Genomic DNA, 17,081 nt, shown 5'->3' with positions numbered 1-17,081 from the left:
CGAGCACGAGGTCACCACGGCGACGAGCATCAACGACATCGCCCGCGACCTCACCATCTGGATGGCCGCCCGCGGCTTCCCCGGACGGCCAACCAGACAGGTCACCGACTTCTAAAACACGCCCTAGCCCCTCGAGGGCCGTGAACAGGTCCTCCTCTGTGGCCTGCCATACCTCGGTGGCGGGGTGATCCTCGCCGACAGCGCGGCAGAGGCGGCGGATCTGGTGGTAGCCCTTCGGGTCGATGAAGACGGGATTGTGGGTTGCGTACATGACCTGTGTACGGTCCTGCGGCGACGTGGCGACCAGCTCGCGCAACACCTTCGCGAAGGTCCGAGCCTGAGGCGGGTGCTGGAACAGCTCGGGCTCCTCGATGGCCAGACACAACGTCCGCATGCCGTCGGCCGGGCGCCGACGGTCGGCGAGGTACTTCAGCGCCGCGATGATCAGGGCCCGCTGGAAGCCATGTCCCTGCCGGTGCACCGAGGTATGGGCAGCACCGTCCCGGATGCTCACCTGGAAGCTGGTCCGGGCGGGCCTCGGCGTCTGCACTGTGGGGGTCACGACCACCTCGCGCCCTGTGGTGAACTTGGCGACCTCCGCGGAGAGCGCGGCCGACACCTCGTCCAGTACGGGGCCGTAGATCTTAGTGTGCACCTCCTGCCGGGCCAGGTGGGCGTTCTCCTCGATCTCGCCGAGCTCCTCGTTCGCTTGCGAGCGGTCCACGGCGTGGTCGAGGATGCGTCCGAGGGCCGTCGCCTTCTGATCGTCGGCCTCCTCGTACGCCCGCAGGTCGGCGGAGACGAACACGAAGTCGATCAGCTGGGCCAGCCTGCTCTGTCCGGCGAAGCCGAAGAAATGCGTGTCCTCGACCTCGGCCTCCGTGAGGCGGTCGCGGTTGGCCAGCTCCCAGGTACGCATCGCCTCCAGGACCTTGTCCTTGGTCCCGGCGGCCGAAAGTCCCAAGCTTGGATCGCTCTCCCTCAACTGGTCGTAGGCACGACGCAGTTCCATGGCCTTGTCGTTCTTCCGCACCTCCTCGAAGGGCCCGTACGCGAGCGCCTTGCCCGTGATCTTGTCCTCGCCGTCTTGCCAGGTTCGCCAGATGCTCACGCTCGCAGCACCTTCAGGTGCGTACCGCCCGAGAGTCTGGCGGTCATGTCCGGTCAGCCCGTCGAACTCCACCTCCACGGAGATGCGGCCGCCATCGGCCGCCGAGTGGACATCGTCGTCGCTGAGTGCGATGCCCTTTTCGCCGTTGAAGAACCAGTCGAGCGCACGCAGCACCGTGGACTTGCCGACCCCCGTCGGTCCGATGAAGGAGGTGATGTCTTCGAAGGACACCTCCACCTTGTGCAGGCAGCAGAAGTTCTCGATGCGAACGCGCTTGATCTTCACGGTCGTCCTGAGCGTTTGGTGCGGGCGGGGCATTTGACTCCCCGTGTGACGTTTGTGAACGCTAGCAGCCTCCCTGACGCCCCATCAGCCGAATTCCCGAGATGAGTGATTCCTCGGTTTCAGAGGCCACACCAGGCTGCTACCGGCTGAGATCAAAGTCAGCAGCACCGCCGAGGCTTTTTGTGATCTTCAAGGCTCGGGCACAGATGGGGCCAGCCGTCCACGTGCACACGCAACGGCTCCACACAGTCGGCCCCGGCACAGACCGACCCCGTGCAGAAAGTGGGCCACTTCAGCGCGGCACCCGCCCGTCGTCCAGCACCGTGCCCACAGCGTGCCCTTAAGAACGGACAACCACGGTCAACAAAGGGGCCTCCCAGCTCCCACACCAGCAGCGACTCAACGGATCTGCGCAGGTCAGGCGGTGTAGGGCTTCGCAAGCGCCGTCGCTTCCCAAGCTGAGAGCGCGAGTTCGATTCTCGTCACCCGCTCTTCTTGAAGCCCCAGGTCAGCGGCCTGGGGCTTGTCTTTTGCCAGTGCTGCACCGCGTATTCCGGACCTCAGGCATCAGAAGATCGGGCGCGTGCGTTCCCGTTCGTCGGCGCGGGCGCGGATGGCTTCGTCCGAGCAGTAGCCGGTGCCGCTCCGCTTCAGGCACAGCAGCCCAAGCAGGCGGCCGGAGTCGTCGATCACCGCAAGCCGGCGGCGTCCGTCGAGCGCCATCCGGGTGGCGGCGGTGTACAGCGGGTCCGACGGCGGCACCGTTCTGCCCTCGAGCGTCCCGAACGCCGTGGCGGCCGCGGAACCCGGGGCGGCCGCGGGGACGTCCGGCCTCTCGATCGTGGTGATGAGCCGTCCGTCCGGGGCCACGACCAGGGCCATGTGGACGTGGTCGTCGTTGAAGAGGGTCCTGAGGTCGTCCACGTCGGAGCGTGGGCCCAGGGTTTTGGGGCAGGTCACCATCGCATCTGCGACGCGACTGCGCACTGCGGCTTGATCGGTCATCAGTCATCCCCCGCTGATCGGTGGCAGCACGGCGATCTCGTCGCCGGTTCCGCAGGGGGTGCCGTGCGGTTCGTCGTCCGGCACCTCTCCGTTGAGCCATACCCGTGAGTTCGCCAGCACCCGGGCGAACTCACGGCCGTAGCGTCGGCGTGCCTCGTCGAGCACGTCGCCGAGCGTGGGGCCGTCGATCACGTCGTGCGCCCGGCCCGCCGCCTCCCGCGCGGCGGCGAACATCAGCACTGTGGGCATGCGCCGATCCTCCTTTCGGTCCGGTCCGGTCCGGTTCAGTTCCGGATCCAGGTCATCCGCCGATGTACGACATCTCCACCCGGTCCTCACGCGATCGGGTACGGCGGCGTCCTCGCAGCTCCGAGTAGCCGTCCTCCCGGGCATCCCAGATCGCGCGGACAGCCGTGCCCAGTTCCTCGTCGGAGGCGCCCGCTCGCAGCAGCGCCCGCAGGTCGGTGCCGCCGGACGAGAACAGGCAGGTGTGCACCTTTCCGTCCGCGGAGAGCCGTGCTCGCGTGCAGTCCCCGCAGAACGGCCGCGTCACCGAGCCGATGACACCGATCTCGCCGGCGCCGTCCCGGTAGCGATAGCGGGTGGCCACCTCCCCGGAGTGGCTCGCGGAGACTGGTTCGAGGGGGTGGCGGTCGTCGATCATGCGGACGATCTCGGCGGCGGTCAGCACCTCGCCGAGCTGCCACTCGTTGGTGGCCCCCACGTCCATGTACTCGATGAAGCGCAGGATGTGGCCGCTGCCCCGGAACCGCTCGGCCATCGGCAGCACACAGCCGTCGTTGACCCCCCGCTTCACCACCATGTTCACCTTGACGGGAGTGAGGCCCGCGCGGGCGGCGGCGTCCACTCCCTCCAGGACCCGGCGCACCGGAACCGGAGTGTCCGCGACCGCCCGGAACACGGTGTCGTCGAGCGAGTCCAGGCTCACCGTCACCCGGCGCAGCCCGGCCTCCGCAAGGCGTTCCGCCAGCGTCGGCAGCAGCAGACCGTTGGTCGTCATCGCCAGGTCCAGCCCGGGTGTCGCGGCGAGCCTGGCCACAAGGTCCGCGATACCCCGTCGTAGGAGGGGCTCGCCTCCGGTGAGGCGGATCTTGCGTACCCCCAGGGAGGCGAACACCCGTGCCAGGCGCGTGATGTCGTCGAAGGTCAACAGGTCGGCGGCGTCCAGGTAGCGGTGTCCCGGGCCGAAGTGCTCGCGCGGCATGCAGTACCGGCAGCGGAGGTTGCACCGGTCGGTGACGGAGATCCGCAGGTCGCGCAGCGGACGGTGGCGGCGGTCGAGGACGGGCTGGACCGGTATCGTCATGGCGCCGGTTCCTCGTTCCTGTCGCGGCACCAGCGGTGTGCGGCGGCCTCCACATCGTCGATCCGGTTCCCCGTGGCCACCCAGCCGCTCGTGCCGTCCCCGCCGTACTCGCGCTTCCATACCGGTACGGATTCCTTGAGGACGTCGATGCAGAAGCGGGCCGCGATGAAGGCCTCCGAGCGGTGGGGTGCGGACACCACGACCAGGACGCTCGCCTCGGTGACCGGCACCGGGCCGCTGCGGTGGAACAGCGCCACCCGCCCCAGGCCGGGCCAGATAGCCCGCGCCGCACGGGCGATCCGGCCAAGGCGTGGCTCGACGTGACGGTCGTACGCCTCGTAGTCGATCCCGGTGATCCCGGTGCGGTGCCCGGTCAGGTCGTCGTTGTGGTCGCGTACGGTGCCGGTGAAGGTGACGACCGCTCCGCAGTACGCCACCGTCGCCCACTCGATCGCCTCGGCGACCGGGACACGGTCCCGTGTCAGGCCCACCCAAACGTCATCGGCCGATTTCTCGGCCGACTCCTCCGGACAACAGATCTGATCATTCACGGCGGCTGTCACCATGCGTCCCCTCGCCTCCTGGACCGGCACTGGCGTTCATCCTCACCGGCCCCGGCCCACCGCACACGACGTAGCGCGACAGCCATTTGACCGGCGGCGACGGGAACAGGCCGCCCGCTGAATCCCGTTTTCCGGTTGTTTACACGGCGAAAACGAACCGCCCGAGCGCAAGGCTGACACTCGTGAACGAGTACAGCGAGGTATGCCATGACAGCAGCAGAGCCGAGCGAGACGAACACCGGCCGACGCGAGGTCTGGCGGGAACTCCTGCGGGACCACTTCGTCAGCCTGGACGTGGACGTCGAGCGGGACGGCGGCACGTTCGACGGTGCCGTGCGCAGCGACTTCCTCGGGCACCTCCGGGTGTCGGGAGTGCGCTCGGTGGACCAGGACATCCTCCGTACGACGGAGCTGCTGCGGCGCGACGGCGACCGCTACCTTCAGCTCTGCATGGTCCGCCGCGGTGCCGCGCGGGCCGCGCAGGACGGACGCGAGGCGACGCTCCGCCCCGGCGACTTCGTCCTGTACGAGACGGAGCGGCCCTTCCATTGGTCGGTCCGCTCGGGGACCGACTCCCCTCACTGGGACCTCGCCGTCTTCACCTGGCCCCGTGACACGATCCGCCTCAGCGACAGCGAGTCGGCCCTGCTGACCTGCCGGACGCTGGACGGTGGCAGCGGCATCACAGGAGTACTGAGCAGGATGCTGACCGACCTGCTCGTCGAGAAGCCGGCCGTCAGCGAAGGGGGCGCCATCCGGATCGCCGACGAGATCGGCGACCTGGTGGCGACCATCGCGACGGAGGCGTGCGGCTTCGGCGGCACCGTCGACCGGCACGCGGGCCTGCAGCGGCAGATCGACGCCTACATCGCGGAGCACCTCGATGATCCGGACCTGTCCCCGGAACGCATCGCGCAGGCGCACTTCGTGTCGACGCGCCAGCTCCAGCGAATGTTCGCCGGCCGGGGACAAACAGCCTCCCAGGTGATCCGGCGGCAGCGCCTGGAGCGGTGCCGCCGGGACCTGCTGACCCATCGGGGCGGGGAGGCCACCCTCACCCAGATCTGCGTCCGTTGGGGGTTCACCGATCTCGCCGTGTTCAGTCGGGCGTTCCGGGAGGTCTATGGCACCTCGCCGACCGCCTACCGGGCCAGGGCCCGCGCATAGGAGCCGTTACAGACTGTCGCTGGAATGTCCCGGCACGGTGGCCAGCGTGGGATCGACCACCGGGGCGATGTGGTTCACTGCCAGCGCGGCCTCGCCCAGGCCCACCGAGATCAGCGCGACCTTGCCGTCGTAGTCGGCGATGTCGCCCGCGGCGTACACCCTCGGGTGGCTCGTGCGCATGGTCCGGTCGACCTCGATGTGGCGGCCCCGCATCTGCAGGCCCCATGTCGTGAGCGGGCCCAGGTTCGCGACGAAGCCGAGCGCGGCCACCACCGTGTCCGCCTTGAGGGACTCGGTCGCGCCGGTGTCGAGGTCGCGCAGCTCCACCTGTTCGACGTGGTCCCCGCCGCTCATGCGCCGTACCTCGTGCGGGGTGTACAACCGCACCGACGACGCTCGCAGCAGCCGCACGCTGTGCTCGTGCGCCCGGAACCGTGGCCTGTGGTGGACCAGCGCCACCGAGCGGGCGAGGGGTTCGAGGGCCAGCGCCCAGTCCACCGCGGAGTCCCCGCCGCCGACGATCACCACGTCGGCGCCGGTGAGTTCGGCCGGTCTCGGCACGAAGTAGCGCAGGCCACGGTTCTCGTACTCGGTGCCCGCGGGCAGCGGGCGGGGCCTGAAGCTTCCGATGCCGCCGGTGACCAGGACGGCCTTCGCCGTCACGACCGTGCCCCGATGGGTGGTGACGGCGACGCCGTCCGCAGTGTCCGTCAGCGTCTGCGCGGTATGGCCCAGCAGGTAACGGGGCTTGGCCTGCGATGCCTGCTCGACCAGGGCGTCGACGAGGTCCTGCGCCTTCACCGCGGGGAAGCCGGCGACGTCGTACACCTGCTTCTCGGGGTACAGCGCCGCCATCTGGCCGCCGGGCTGTTCAAGCGCGTCGATCACCGTGACGGACATGCCCCGGAAGCCGGCGTAGTAGGCCGCATAGAGGCCGGCCGGGCCGGCGCCGACGATCAGCAGGTCGCTGTCGTACCCGTGCTCAACTCCCATCGCTGTCAGACCTGTTCCGCAGCAGGGGATGGTCGACGCCCACCGGTCCGCGCGAAGACGCGCCGCCGGAGGCGTCCTCGTGCTCCTCGAAGAACTCGACGGCGGCCGTGGCGAACGGGGCGAGTTCCACGGGGATCTTGTGCTCCCAGTGGATCGCGTCGCTCGGGCAGACGGTCATGCACTTGCCGCAGTCGACGCATTCGTCGGGGTGGATGTACATCATCCGGTCGCCCTGGTAGATGCAGTCCACCGGGCACTCCTCGACGCAGGACTGGTCGAGGATGTCCGCGCAGGCGTCGGTGACGACGTACGCCATGGGTCAGGCCCTTTCGATCTGGACGAGGGTGTCGGAGAACGTGGGCGCGTTGCCCAGGTCGGCGAAGGTGGTGGGGTTCAGGGCCGCCATCGTGGAGAGCGACTTGGTGTGCGTGCGCCAGCCGCCGTACGCCGACACGACGACGCCCGCCAGGACGGACTTGTCCACCTTCGCCTTCACCACGAAGGAGCCACGGTCGTTGAAGACCCGTACGTCGTCGCCGGTGGCGATGGAGCGTTCGGCGGCGTCGTCGGGGTGGATGAGGACGGTGGGGTCACCCTGGACGCGGCGGTGCATGGGGAGGTTGGCGCTGCTGGAGTTCAGGTAGGCGTGCGGCTTCGGGGTGATGAGGCTGAGGGGGTGCCGCGCGGCCAGCTCGGGGTTGGTGTGTGCTGATTCGCGCGGCGGGACGTAGTGCGGCAGTGGGTCGACGGGGGTGCCCGGCTGGTGGTCGTTGGAGCCCTGCCGGAACAGCGGGACCACGAAGTTGCCGACGGTCTCGGCGATGGAGGACCTGAACTCCACCTTGCCGGACGGGGTGGGGAAGTTGCCCTCGGCGTAGGGGGCGTACTGGTCGGCGGGCGGCACGTTGAGCCGCTGCCAGCCCTTCTCCTTCAGCGACTCGACGGTGATGCCCTGCATGGCGGGCGCCGACCAGTCGAACGCCTCTGCGATCATCTCGTCGTCCGTGCGCCGGAACACCGGCTCGGTGAAACCCATCCGGGCGGCGAGCCGTCTGAACAGCTCGGTGTTCGGGACCGCCTCGCCCAGTGGCTCGATCGAACGGTGGTTGTAGGTCACGTAGAGGTGGCCCCAGGAGAACATGATGTCGTCCTGCTCCAGCTGGGTGGTGGCGGGCAGCACGATGTCGGCGAACTGGGCGGTGTCGGTCATGAACTGCTCGCTGACGACGGTGAACAGGTCCTCCCGCTTCAGGCCCTCGATGAGCCTGCCCTGGTCCGGGCAGACGACCACCGGGTTGGAGTTGTAGACCATCAGCGCCTTGATGGGCGGGTCGAGGTCGAGGCCGCCGGTGAGCGCCTGGCCCAACTGGTACTGGTTCACTACGCGTTTGCCGGGCTCCAGCATGTCCGGGCGCATCATCGCGCCCCAGTTGACCGGGAACGCCCACAGGGGGAGTTGGAGAATCCCGCCGCCGGGGTTGCGCCAGGCGCCGACCAGCGCGGGCAGGCAGGCCAGCGTCCGTACGGTCTGGCCGCCGCCGGCGTGCCGCTCCACCGCCACGCCGATCCGGATGACGGACGGCTGGGCGGCGGCGTAGGCGCGGGCCAGTTCGCGGATGTCCTCGGCCGGGATGCCGGTCTCCTCTGCGGCCCAATCGGGCGTGTACTGCTTCGCTCGCTCGGCCAACTCCTCGTATCCGACGGTGTACTCGGCGATGTAGGCGTCGTCCGTCAGCCCCTCACCGATGATCACGTTCATCATGGCCAGCGCGAGGGCGCCGTCGGTGCCGGGGCGGATCGGGATGTGCCAGTCGGCCGCCTTCGCGGTACGGGTCTTCACCGGGTCCACCACGACGACGGTCGCCCCGCGCTTGCGGGCCTCGGCGATGAACGGCCACAGATGCAGGTTGGTGCTCATCACGTTGCAGGCCCAGATGAGGATGAACTTCGAGTGGACCAGGCTTTCGGGGTCCACCCCGGCGCAGTCGCCGATCGTCATCGTGTACGCGGTGCAGGCGCCGGAGTCGCAGTAGGTGCGCTCGGCGATGGTGGCGCCCAGCCTGGCGAAGAAGGGGTCGCCGACGTTGAGGCCGTTGAGGATGCCCTGGGTGCCGAGGTAGCTGCACGGCATGATCGCCTCGGGCCCGAACTCGGCAGCGATCCCCCGGAACCGGGCCGCGATCTCGTCCAGGGCCTGGTCCCAGGTGATCCGCTCGAACCGGCCGCTGCCCTTGGGGCCGGTGCGCCGCATCGGGTGCAGGACGCGATCCGGGCTGTACACCCGGTCCAGGTAGTTGTCGACCTTCACGCACAGGCCGCCGCGCGTGTACGGATGCTCCTGGTCGCCGGTCAGGTTCACCGCCTTGCCGTCCGTGACGGTGACCCTCATCGCGCAGGTGTCCGGGCAGTCGTGCGGACACGCACCCCGTACCTCGGTCGTACCGGTCACCGCCGCTGTTGCGTTCATCTGCCTTCCCCTGCCTTCCCCTCGGATCGAGCCTGTCCCGATCGTCGGGGACCCGGGGGCCGGCGGTTGGGCGTCAGACGACAGGCTCTTGACCGGGAGCGACAGACCGGACCGGGTGCAGGACCCTCCGCCGCGCAGCCGGTCAGCTGCAGCACCGCAGCTCCCTTCTTTACCCGGCTCGCGGCAACCCTGTACGGCGTCTGTGACCACTGGGCGGCGGATCCGGTCATCACCCGTGCCTGGATTCACTCCTCTTCTGGTGAACGGCATGCAAGGAGAACACCTCCCCATGAACAACCCCACGACCGGCGGGCGCCGCGGGCGTCACCGCCGTCGCTGGACCGCCACCGCTCTGCTGCTGGGCGTGCCCGCCATCGTCGTGCCGTACCTCCTGTTCGCGCAGGAGGACTCGCAGGCCGCGACGATCGACGGCAATGCCTACTACCGGCTGGTCTCGGTGCGCAGTGGCAAGGTGATGGACGTCAACGGCTTCTCCACCGCCGACGGCACCCGCATCCAGCAGTGGACCGACCAGAACACCGCCAACCAGCAGTGGAAGCTGAGACCCACCGGGGACGGCTACTACGAGCTGGTGAACCGCAACAGCGGCAAGGTGCTGGGCATAGCGGGCGGTTCGACCGCCCGGGCGGCCGCCGCCGAGCAGCAGACCGACAGCTCCTCCCCTTCCCAGGAGTGGCGGATCGACGACGTGAGCGGTTCCGACGCCGTCACTTTCACCTCCCGCAGGAGCGGCCAGGTCCTGGACGTCTCCGGAGGCTCCACGGCCGAGGGCGCGCCGATCATCCAGTATCCGGGGACGGGCGGCACCAACCAGCAGTGGAAGCTGGTGCAAACGGCCCAGACCCAGGCTTCCGGGACCCAGGCGTCCGGAACCCAGGCTTCCGGGACCGGCAGCGCTCAGACCACGGCCACGGCCGCGGCCGGACCGTATGTGTGGAAGAACGCCCAGGTGGTGGGCGGCGGTTACGTCACCGGGCTGGTGTTCAACCAGAAGGAGAAGGGTCTGCTGTACGCGCGCACCGACATGGGCGGCGCCTACCGCTGGGACACCGCCGCCGAGCAGTGGATCCCGCTGACCGACTGGCTCGGCGAGAAGGACTGGAACCTGCTGGGCATCGACGCACTGGCCACCGACCCCGTCGACCCGGACCGGCTCTACCTCGCGACCGGCACCTACACCAACGAGTGGGCCGGCAACGGCGCGATCCTGCGCTCCACCGACCGGGGCCGCACCTTCCAGCGCACCGATCTGCCGTTCAAGCTGGGCGGCAACGAACCCGGCCGCGGGGCGGGCGAACGGCTCGTGATCGACCCCGCGAACCACGCCACCCTGCTGCTGGGCACCCGCAAGAACGGCCTGTGGCGCAGCACCGACTACGGCGCGACATGGAGTCAGGTCTCCTCGTTCCCCGTCAAGGACGGGGCGAGCAGCGGCGCGGGCATCTCCTTCGTGACGTACGGCCCGGCCGGCAGCAACACGGTCTACGTCGGCGTCAACGACAAGGACACCTCCCTGTACCGCTCCACCGACGGCGGCGGCAGCTGGCAGGCCGTCTCCGGGCGGCCCACCGGTCAGATGCCGCAGCACGGTGTCGTCTCCGGCGACGGTTCGCTGTACCTGACGTACAGCAACGACATCGGCCCCAACGACGCGACGGCGGGCTCGGTGTGGAAGTACACGCCGTCGGGCGGCACGTGGAAGAACATCTCGCCGTCCCAGGGCGGTTACGGGTTCTCCGGTCTGGCCGTCGACCCGCAGAAGCCGTCCACGGTGATGGTCACCACCCTCGACCGCTGGTGGCCCCAGGACGAGCTCTACCGGACCACCGACGGCGGCACGACCTGGAAGGCGCTGGCCGACAAGTCGGTGCGGGACGCCTCCGCCGCTCCTTACGTCGGTACCGGCATCGGGCACTGGATGACCGCGCTGGCCATCGATCCCTTCGACTCCGGGCACGTGCTGTACGGCACCGGCAACGGCATCTGGAGCAGTGAGGACGCGGGCGCCTCCGACAGCGGAGGCACCAGCCACTGGACCTCCGGGGCCCGCGGGCTGGAGGAGACCTCGCTGGCGGACGCGATCGCCCCGCCCGGCGGCGCCACCGTCATCACCTCCATGGGCGACCAGGGCGGCTTCCGCCACGACTCCCTGACCGAGGTGCCCGCCGGACGGCTGAAGAACCCGCTGATGAGCAGCAGCACCGACATCGACTTCGCCCAGTCGGCCCCCGCGGTGATGGTCCGCGTCGGCACCGGCGGCGCGCAGGACGGCGCCTACTCCACCGACGGCGGCAGCAGCTGGAACGGCTTCACGGCGGAGCCGGTGGGCAGCGCGAACAGCGGCCATGTCGCGCTCGCGGCGGACGGCTCCACCATCGTGTGGACCGAGGCCGGCCAGGCCCCGTACCGCTCGACCGACAAGGGAGCGAGCTGGTCGAAGGTCAGCGGCCTGGGCACCGACGCCGTGGTCGTCGCCGACCGCTCCTCGGCCAACACCTTCTACTCCCTGTCCGGCGGCACCCTCTACGCCAGCACCGACGGCGGCGCGACCTTCACCCCCCGCGCCACCGGCCTGCCCTCCGGCCGGCTCACCGCCGTCCCCGGCATCAGCGGGGACCTGTGGATCGCCGGCGGCGGGAACGGGCTGCTGCACTCCACCGACGGCGGCCGCACCTTCACCACACTCAAGACGGTGCAATCGGCCTCCGCCCTCGGCTTCGGCAAGGCCGCACCCGGCGCCGACTACCAGGCGCTGTACCTGATCGGCACCGTCAACGACGTCACCGGAGTCTTCCGCTCCACCGACAGGGGCGCCACCTGGCTCCGCGTCAACGACGACGCCCACCAGTGGGGCGCCATCGGCAGCCTCGGCGTCATCACCGGCGACCCGGACACCTACGGGCGCGTCTACATCGGTACCAACGGACGCGGCCTCCTGTACGGCGACCCGTCCTGACCCGGACGCCCTGACCCGGACGCCCCAGCGGGGCCGCGGCCACGACGGCTTGCGGCCCCGCCGTGCGTCTCGCGGCGAACGGGAAGCGGTCAGGGCGAAAAAACCTGTGGCTCTTCGCGGCAACCTTTTCGGCCTCTCGGACCACTCAGCGTTGTCCGGCCAAGTGGTCCGGTCAGATGCAACGGCTGAAAGAGAGCACAGGCGTGTCCCTGGAACGAGAGCACAGACATCTCCCCGGCCCACCCACGTCACCGGTGGCGTCCCACGGCCGCGACGGTCGCCCGAAGCATCGTGGCCGTCGGTTGCTCGCGCGTCGGGGTCTGTGGGCGGGTCTCGCCACGGTGGTCGTGGCCGGCTCGGCCGTCGTGGTCAGCCAGGCTTCGGCGCAGCCGAAGACCCTGGATCTGAAGAAGTGGTACGTGCTGGTCAACCGCAACAGCGGCAAGGTGCTGGACGACCGCGGCTCCGCCAAGAACGACGGCGCGGCGGTGGTGCAGTGGAGCCGTCATGGCGGACCCAACCAGCAGTGGCGCTTCATCGACGCGGGTGACGGGTACTACCGGCTGCAGAACCGGAACTCCGGCAAGGTGCTGGACGATCTCGGCTGGTCGAAGACCGCCGGCTCCGCCCTCGTGCAGTGGAAAGACCTGAACGGCACCAACCAGCAGTTCAAACTGGCCAAGTCGTCGGACGGCTACGTGCGTCTGGTCAATCGCTTCAGTGGCCTGGCCGTCGATGTCCGCAACGCCGCCAAGGCGAACGGGACCGGTGTCGTCCAGAACCGCGACCGGGGCGCCGCCGATCAGCAGTGGAAACTCGTCCCGGCCGGGAGCGTCGGCAGCTCCGGTACGCCCACCGCGCCGAGCAGCAGCGTTCCCACCAGCCCGGCTCCGAGCAGCCCGCACCCGTCGTCCACGCCGTCGTCCACGCCGTCTCCCGTGGCCGGTGGCGGCAGCTCGACGACACGTTTCATGGGCAGCAGCACGGTGGTCATCGGCGGCTCGATGTCCGACGCCTCGGCGGCCGCCGCGCCGTTCGACATGCGCTACGCCTATGTGCACAGCCAGCCCGCGCCCTCGTCGGACTACTACACGGCGGCGAAATGCCACGACGACTGGTCGGGCTGGTGGGGCTGCTGGAACGGCAGCACCACGGCACCCGGCACGTACGTGACCTGGCGGGACGACGTGGTGTCCCAGGCGACGTACAAGGGCAGCTCGCGTCCGCAGAAGATGCTGTGGACCTGGTACTCGTTGCGCGACCTCGGCGATGCGGCGGGCGAGGGCGACGGTCCGGGCGAGGTCAAGGCCATCAACCGGACCGACCTGCTCACCCGCTACCTGAACGACTACCGCTTCTTCCTCCAGAAGATCGGCAAGACGCAGGCCGCGATCGACCTCGAGCCCGACTTCTGGGGCTACGTCCGCTCGCTCGGCGATCCGCACCAGGTTCCCGCACAGGTGAAGAGCGCGAATCCGACGGACTGCGGATCGCAGGAGAACAGCGCCACCGGGCTCGCCCAGTGCCTGATCTCGATGGCGCACAAGTACGCGCCGAACGCCGAGGTGGGGATGCACCTCTCCTGCTTCGACTGGCAGACCAACACGCAGGCTTGCGTCAAGTCCTACGAGAGCTTCGGCGCGAAGAACGCCGACTTCCTGGTCACCGATGTGTCGGACCGCGACGCGGGCTGGTACGCACAGCCGGCCCACGGCGGCAGTGACCACTTCTGGACCGACCAGAAGGCGGCCGAGGCGCTGCAGTTCTACAAGACGATGGCCGAGTCCGTGGGCAGGCCGGTGGTCCTGTGGCAGATCCCCGTGGGCAACATGGCGCAGAACAACACCCTCAACCATTACAAGGACGACAAGGTGGACTGGCTCTTCGGACACATGGACCAGGTCGCGAACGCCCATGTCGCCGGGCTGTTCTTCGGTCCGGGGCAGCAGGAACAGACCACAGTCGAGTCCGACGGCGGAAACCTGATCAACAAGACGATCGCGTACCACAACTCGGGCGGTACGCCGCTCAAGTAGGCGAAGCCGACGAAATGCGCCCCCATCTCTTCGATGGGGGCGCATTTCGTATCAGGTGGGTCAGCGCTGCAGAGTGAGGACGCCCGGCCGCCACGGCAGTCGGTCGTAGGGGCCCGTCGCGGAGGGGGACTTGCCCTGGTAGAGGAACTGCAGGTTGCAGGGGTCGACGGTCATGGTCTGGTCGGGGTTGGTGCGGACCAGGTCACCGTGGCTGATGTCGTTGGTCCAGGTGGCGCCGCTGTTGGCCTTCCCCGCGAAGGGGTTGCTCTCAGTGGCCGCCTGCGGGGTCCAGGAACCGCTCAGGCCGGTGGCGGTGAACGAGCGGAAGTAGCGCTGCTCGTTCGCGCCCCGAGCCTCGACGATCATGAGGTACTGGTTGTGCCCCTGGACCTTGTAGACCTGCGGTGCCTCGAACAGGTTCTTCGTCGTGTCGCTCATGACAGTCGTGTACGACGAGCCGAAGTTGCCCGGGAAGTTCCCGATCGGCATGCTCGCCCGGTAGATCTTGCCGTTGTCGCCGGCGAAGAACAGGTACATGTTCTGGCCGTCGGCGATCAGGGTCTGGTCGATCGGGCCGGTGGCGGATTCGCTGCCGGGGATGCTGCCGGTGAACAGCGGCTGCGGCGCGGACCAGCCGCCCGGGTCGGTGGGATCGCTCGACGTGCGGTAGACGAACGGCGACGCACCCCACTGCGACGCCAGCACCCAGATCTTCTTGGGCGCGAAGTAGAACAGTGTGGGCGCCACCGCTTTCTGGCTCATGCCGGTCTGGCCGGCCGAGGCCATGTCCGCCCAGTTCGTGAAGGGCTTGAACATCATCGAGCCGTACCCCGACCCCGACACGCTCGACGCGTAGACCAGGTGCTTGCCGTCGTACGTCACGGTGGTGAAGTCCTTCACCGCGTCCCACCCGTTCGCCGGCTGCGCCAACGCACCCGTCGACGTCCACCGGTATGTCGACGGAAGAGCACACGTGGCGCCCGTCGACGTGGGCGTGGTCGGGGCCGACGTCGAGGTCGAGGTCGAGGTCCTGAAGTTCCAGTGCTGGTTGCCGCCGCCGTTGGAGTCCCAGATCTGGACGGGGGTGCCGTTGGCGGTCTTGCCGCCGGGGGTCTCCAGGGCTCGGCCGCTGGCGACGTTGGTCAGGGTGTAGGAGCCGTCGCTGTTCCGGGCCGCCTTCCAGTGCTGGTTGGCGCCGCCGTTGGTGTCCCAGACCTGCGTCTTCGTGCCGTTGCCCGTCTGGTTGCCCGGCTCGTCCAGTACCCGGCCGCTGGCGACGTTGGTCAGCGTGTAGGAGCCGTCGCCGTTCTTGGTGGCCCGCCACTGCTGGTTGGTGGCGCCGCTGGCGTCCCACACCTGGAGCGGGGTGCCGTTGCCGTTGTATCCCGCGGGCTCGTCGAGAACGCGTCCGGCGGCCGCGTTGGAGAGTGTGTAGACGGTGCCGGAGGTGATGTCCCCGGCCGTCGTGCCACCGCCCGCCGTGCTCCCGCCGCTGCTGCCGCCCAGGGTCGTGAGTACGGCGTCGTAGGCGGGCTTCTTGTTACCGCTGTTGTCGAACAGCAGCGGGTTCTCACCGGTGCGCCAGGAGTCGCTGTCGCGGATGCCCCACACCGTGATGCCCGTGCAGCGAGCGACGTTGAGGCAGTCCTGGACGGTGTTGGCGTACGCGGTGGCGGACGCCTGGGCGATGTCGAGTTCGGTGATCTGCACGTCCACGCCGAGCGCGGCGAACTTGGACAGCGTGGTCTGGAAGCTCGCGGGCGGGCCGCCGGCGCCGAAGTGGCTCTGGAAGCCGACGCAGTCGATGGGCACACCGCGGGACTTGAAGTCCTTGATCATGTTGTAGACGCCCTGCGTCTTGGCGTCGGTCCAGTTCTCGATGTTGTAGTCGTTGTAGCAGAGCTTGGCGGAGGGGTCGGCGGTCCGGGCCGTGCGGAAGGCCTCCTCGATGAAGCCGTTGCCCAGCACGTCCTGGAAGACCGAACTGCGGTGCTGACCGCTGCCGCCGTCGGCGAACGCCTCGTTGACCACGTCCCAGGCGTAGATCTTGCCCTTGAAGTGCGTCATCTCGGTGGTGATGTGGTTGTCCATCACACTGCGCAGGGTGTTGGCGTCGGTGATGGACTTGACCCAGCCGGGCAGTTGGGAGTGCCACACCAGGGTGTGGCCGCGCATGCGCTGGCCGTGCGCGGCGGCGTGGCCCACGATCGAGTCGGCCGGGCCGAAGTTGAAGTTCCCGCGGGAGGGTTCGGTGGTGTCCCACTTCATCTCGTTCTCCGGGGTGATCATGTTGAATTCCCGGTCGAGAAGGGTGGAGTACGTCGAGTCGCCGAGCCTGCCCGAGGACACTGCCGTGCCGAAGTAGCGGCCGCCGGCGGCCGCCGCGGTGGCCAGGGTCGGTGTGCGGGCGTCCGGCGTGAGTGCGGCCAGCGCGACCAGCGGTACGGCAGCGCCCGCGGCGGCGAGGACCACGGCGACGGCGATCACGCGGCGGGTCGCCGGACGGCGACGATGAGAGCGGTTCTGATCTGACAACGGCATGTCCTTCTGGCACGGCGGGCCTTGATCCGGCCCCGGTACCTGCCAGTTGCCGCCATGCACACACAGGTTGCCGCGATCGAGAGTTTTCGCGGCCGCCGCCACCATCCCCGTGCCGCACAGCGGCGTTCACCGGGTCGGGACGAACCCTCCCCGGACCGAGGCGGAGCCGCCCGGACCCTGCGCGTCGACGCGGTAGCCGTCGCCTGAGGCACTGCGCACGCCGCTGCCGTTGTTGAACTGGGCGGCAAACTCATGGCTCCCGGCCGGCACGGTCAGGCCCGGCTTGAGGACCCAGCGGTAGACCAGCGCGCCTCCGGCCTCCTGGGCGGTGACGGTGAAGTCAGCACTCGGCAGGGTCTGCCAGGTGCCGGTGATCTTCGTCCCGCCGGTCTGCACGATCCGGATCTCGATCGTGAGCGAGGTGAGGGGCCGGGTCGTCTTGAGGGCGAGGTCGCTCTGTGTCCAGTAGACGTTGCTGCGCGGGTCGACCGAGCCGGCCGACCACAGCGGCCCGTTCTGGCTCTCGCCGGCGGCCGGCGATGAACTGGTGGCCGACGGAGTCGGGCGCGAGCTGCCCGGGGTGGTGGCCGGGGCCGGCCTGACAGGGGT

11 protein-coding genes and 2 pseudogenes are annotated in these 17,081 nt (G+C 69.1%); 3 read left to right on the top strand and 10 right to left on the bottom strand.

Translation table 11 applies throughout. From position 1 onward, the window contains the following. Nucleotides 1-298 precede the first annotated feature (298 nt). The 5 genes and pseudogenes from GRC12_RS29010 to GRC12_RS28990 all read right to left on the bottom strand — a co-directional run. Nucleotides 299-1,429 (bottom strand): annotated as a pseudogene (locus GRC12_RS29010) (ATP-dependent nuclease); the annotation flags it as partial. 534 nt (nucleotides 1,430-1,963) lie between these two features. After that, entirely contained in the window at nucleotides 1,964-2,401 is a 438-nt protein-coding gene (locus GRC12_RS29005; protein WP_208782321.1) for a CBS domain-containing protein, read from the bottom strand. 3 nt (nucleotides 2,402-2,404) lie between these two features. Beyond that, a complete protein-coding gene (locus tag GRC12_RS29000) occupies nucleotides 2,405-2,650 on the bottom strand; it encodes a MoaD/ThiS family protein (protein ID WP_208782320.1) in 246 nt (81 codons plus the stop codon). Between the two features lie 52 nt (nucleotides 2,651-2,702). Next, complete coding sequence (gene moaA / locus GRC12_RS28995) at nucleotides 2,703-3,728, bottom strand: GTP 3',8-cyclase MoaA (protein WP_208782319.1); 1,026 nt, start codon at nucleotides 3,726-3,728, stop codon at nucleotides 2,703-2,705. After that, a complete protein-coding gene (locus GRC12_RS28990) occupies nucleotides 3,725-4,219 on the bottom strand; it encodes a molybdenum cofactor biosynthesis protein MoaE (RefSeq protein ID WP_208782318.1) in 495 nt (164 codons plus the stop codon). Before GRC12_RS28990 ends, moaA begins: the two co-directional genes overlap by 4 nt. A gap of 279 nt (nucleotides 4,220-4,498) precedes the next feature. Here GRC12_RS28990 and GRC12_RS28985 point away from each other — a divergent pair, with 279 nt between their 5' ends. Then, a complete protein-coding gene (locus GRC12_RS28985) occupies nucleotides 4,499-5,458 on the top strand; it encodes a helix-turn-helix domain-containing protein (protein ID WP_208782317.1) in 960 nt (319 codons plus the stop codon). A 6-nt stretch (nucleotides 5,459-5,464) separates the two neighbouring features. Here the strand turns inward: GRC12_RS28985 and GRC12_RS28980 are convergent, their stop codons facing one another. Genes GRC12_RS28980 through GRC12_RS28970 form a run of 3 tightly spaced genes read right to left on the bottom strand, consistent with a single transcriptional unit; the run spans nucleotide 5,465 to nucleotide 8,918 of the window. Then, a complete protein-coding gene (locus GRC12_RS28980) occupies nucleotides 5,465-6,451 on the bottom strand; it encodes an NAD(P)/FAD-dependent oxidoreductase (protein WP_208782316.1) in 987 nt (328 codons plus the stop codon). Next, complete coding sequence (fdxA, locus tag GRC12_RS28975) at nucleotides 6,441-6,767, bottom strand: ferredoxin (protein WP_208782315.1); 327 nt, start codon at nucleotides 6,765-6,767, stop codon at nucleotides 6,441-6,443. Before fdxA ends, GRC12_RS28980 begins: the two co-directional genes overlap by 11 nt. 3 nt (nucleotides 6,768-6,770) lie before the next feature. Beyond that, the gene (locus tag GRC12_RS28970; RefSeq protein WP_208782314.1) at nucleotides 6,771-8,918 is read right to left on the bottom strand and encodes a molybdopterin-containing oxidoreductase family protein; all 2,148 of its coding nucleotides are present in this window, start codon (nucleotides 8,916-8,918) and stop codon (nucleotides 6,771-6,773) included. A gap of 289 nt (nucleotides 8,919-9,207) precedes the next feature. On the opposite strand from GRC12_RS28970, the gene GRC12_RS28965 reads away from it, so the two are divergent. Both GRC12_RS28965 and GRC12_RS28960 read left to right on the top strand, forming a co-directional pair. Further along, on the top strand, nucleotides 9,208-11,895 hold the full coding sequence (locus GRC12_RS28965; protein ID WP_208782313.1) for an RICIN domain-containing protein: 2,688 nt from the start codon (nucleotides 9,208-9,210) through the stop codon (nucleotides 11,893-11,895). A gap of 302 nt (nucleotides 11,896-12,197) precedes the next feature. After that, nucleotides 12,198-13,931, top strand: coding sequence for an RICIN domain-containing protein (locus GRC12_RS28960; protein ID WP_244373924.1), 1,734 nt, complete (start codon nucleotides 12,198-12,200; stop codon nucleotides 13,929-13,931). Nucleotides 13,932-13,991: 60 nt separating this feature from the next. On the opposite strand, the gene GRC12_RS28955 is transcribed toward GRC12_RS28960, so the two are convergent. Then, a complete protein-coding gene (locus GRC12_RS28955) occupies nucleotides 13,992-16,472 on the bottom strand; it encodes a non-reducing end alpha-L-arabinofuranosidase family hydrolase (RefSeq protein WP_208782311.1) in 2,481 nt (826 codons plus the stop codon). A gap of 126 nt (nucleotides 16,473-16,598) precedes the next feature. Then, nucleotides 16,599-17,081, bottom strand: a pseudogene (locus GRC12_RS28950) (hypothetical protein); the annotation flags it as partial.

The sequence above is a fragment of the Streptomyces griseorubiginosus genome (assembly GCF_017614965.1).
Classification (GTDB): Bacteria; Actinomycetota; Actinomycetes; order Streptomycetales; family Streptomycetaceae; genus Streptomyces; species Streptomyces griseorubiginosus_B.
The sequence above is the reverse complement of the archived record's forward strand: the minus strand, read 5'-3'. Positions and strand labels throughout refer to the sequence as shown.

Excerpts from the sequence above, each read along its gene's own strand:
- GRC12_RS29005 (WP_208782321.1), bottom strand. The coding sequence starts at position 2,401 with ATGACCGATCAAGCCGCAGTGCGCAGTCGCGTCGCAGATGCGATGGTG.
- GRC12_RS29000 (WP_208782320.1), bottom strand. The coding sequence starts at position 2,650 with ATGCCCACAGTGCTGATGTTCGCCGCCGCGCGGGAGGCGGCGGGCCGG.
- moaA (WP_208782319.1), bottom strand. The coding sequence starts at position 3,728 with ATGACGATACCGGTCCAGCCCGTCCTCGACCGCCGCCACCGTCCGCTG.
- GRC12_RS28985 (WP_208782317.1), top strand. The coding sequence starts at position 4,499 with ATGACAGCAGCAGAGCCGAGCGAGACGAACACCGGCCGACGCGAGGTC.
- GRC12_RS28980 (WP_208782316.1), bottom strand. The coding sequence starts at position 6,451 with ATGGGAGTTGAGCACGGGTACGACAGCGACCTGCTGATCGTCGGCGCC.
- fdxA (WP_208782315.1), bottom strand. The coding sequence starts at position 6,767 with ATGGCGTACGTCGTCACCGACGCCTGCGCGGACATCCTCGACCAGTCC.
- GRC12_RS28970 (WP_208782314.1), bottom strand. The coding sequence starts at position 8,918 with ATGAACGCAACAGCGGCGGTGACCGGTACGACCGAGGTACGGGGTGCG.
- GRC12_RS28965 (WP_208782313.1), top strand. The coding sequence starts at position 9,208 with ATGAACAACCCCACGACCGGCGGGCGCCGCGGGCGTCACCGCCGTCGC.
- GRC12_RS28955 (WP_208782311.1), bottom strand. The coding sequence starts at position 16,472 with ATGCCGTTGTCAGATCAGAACCGCTCTCATCGTCGCCGTCCGGCGACC.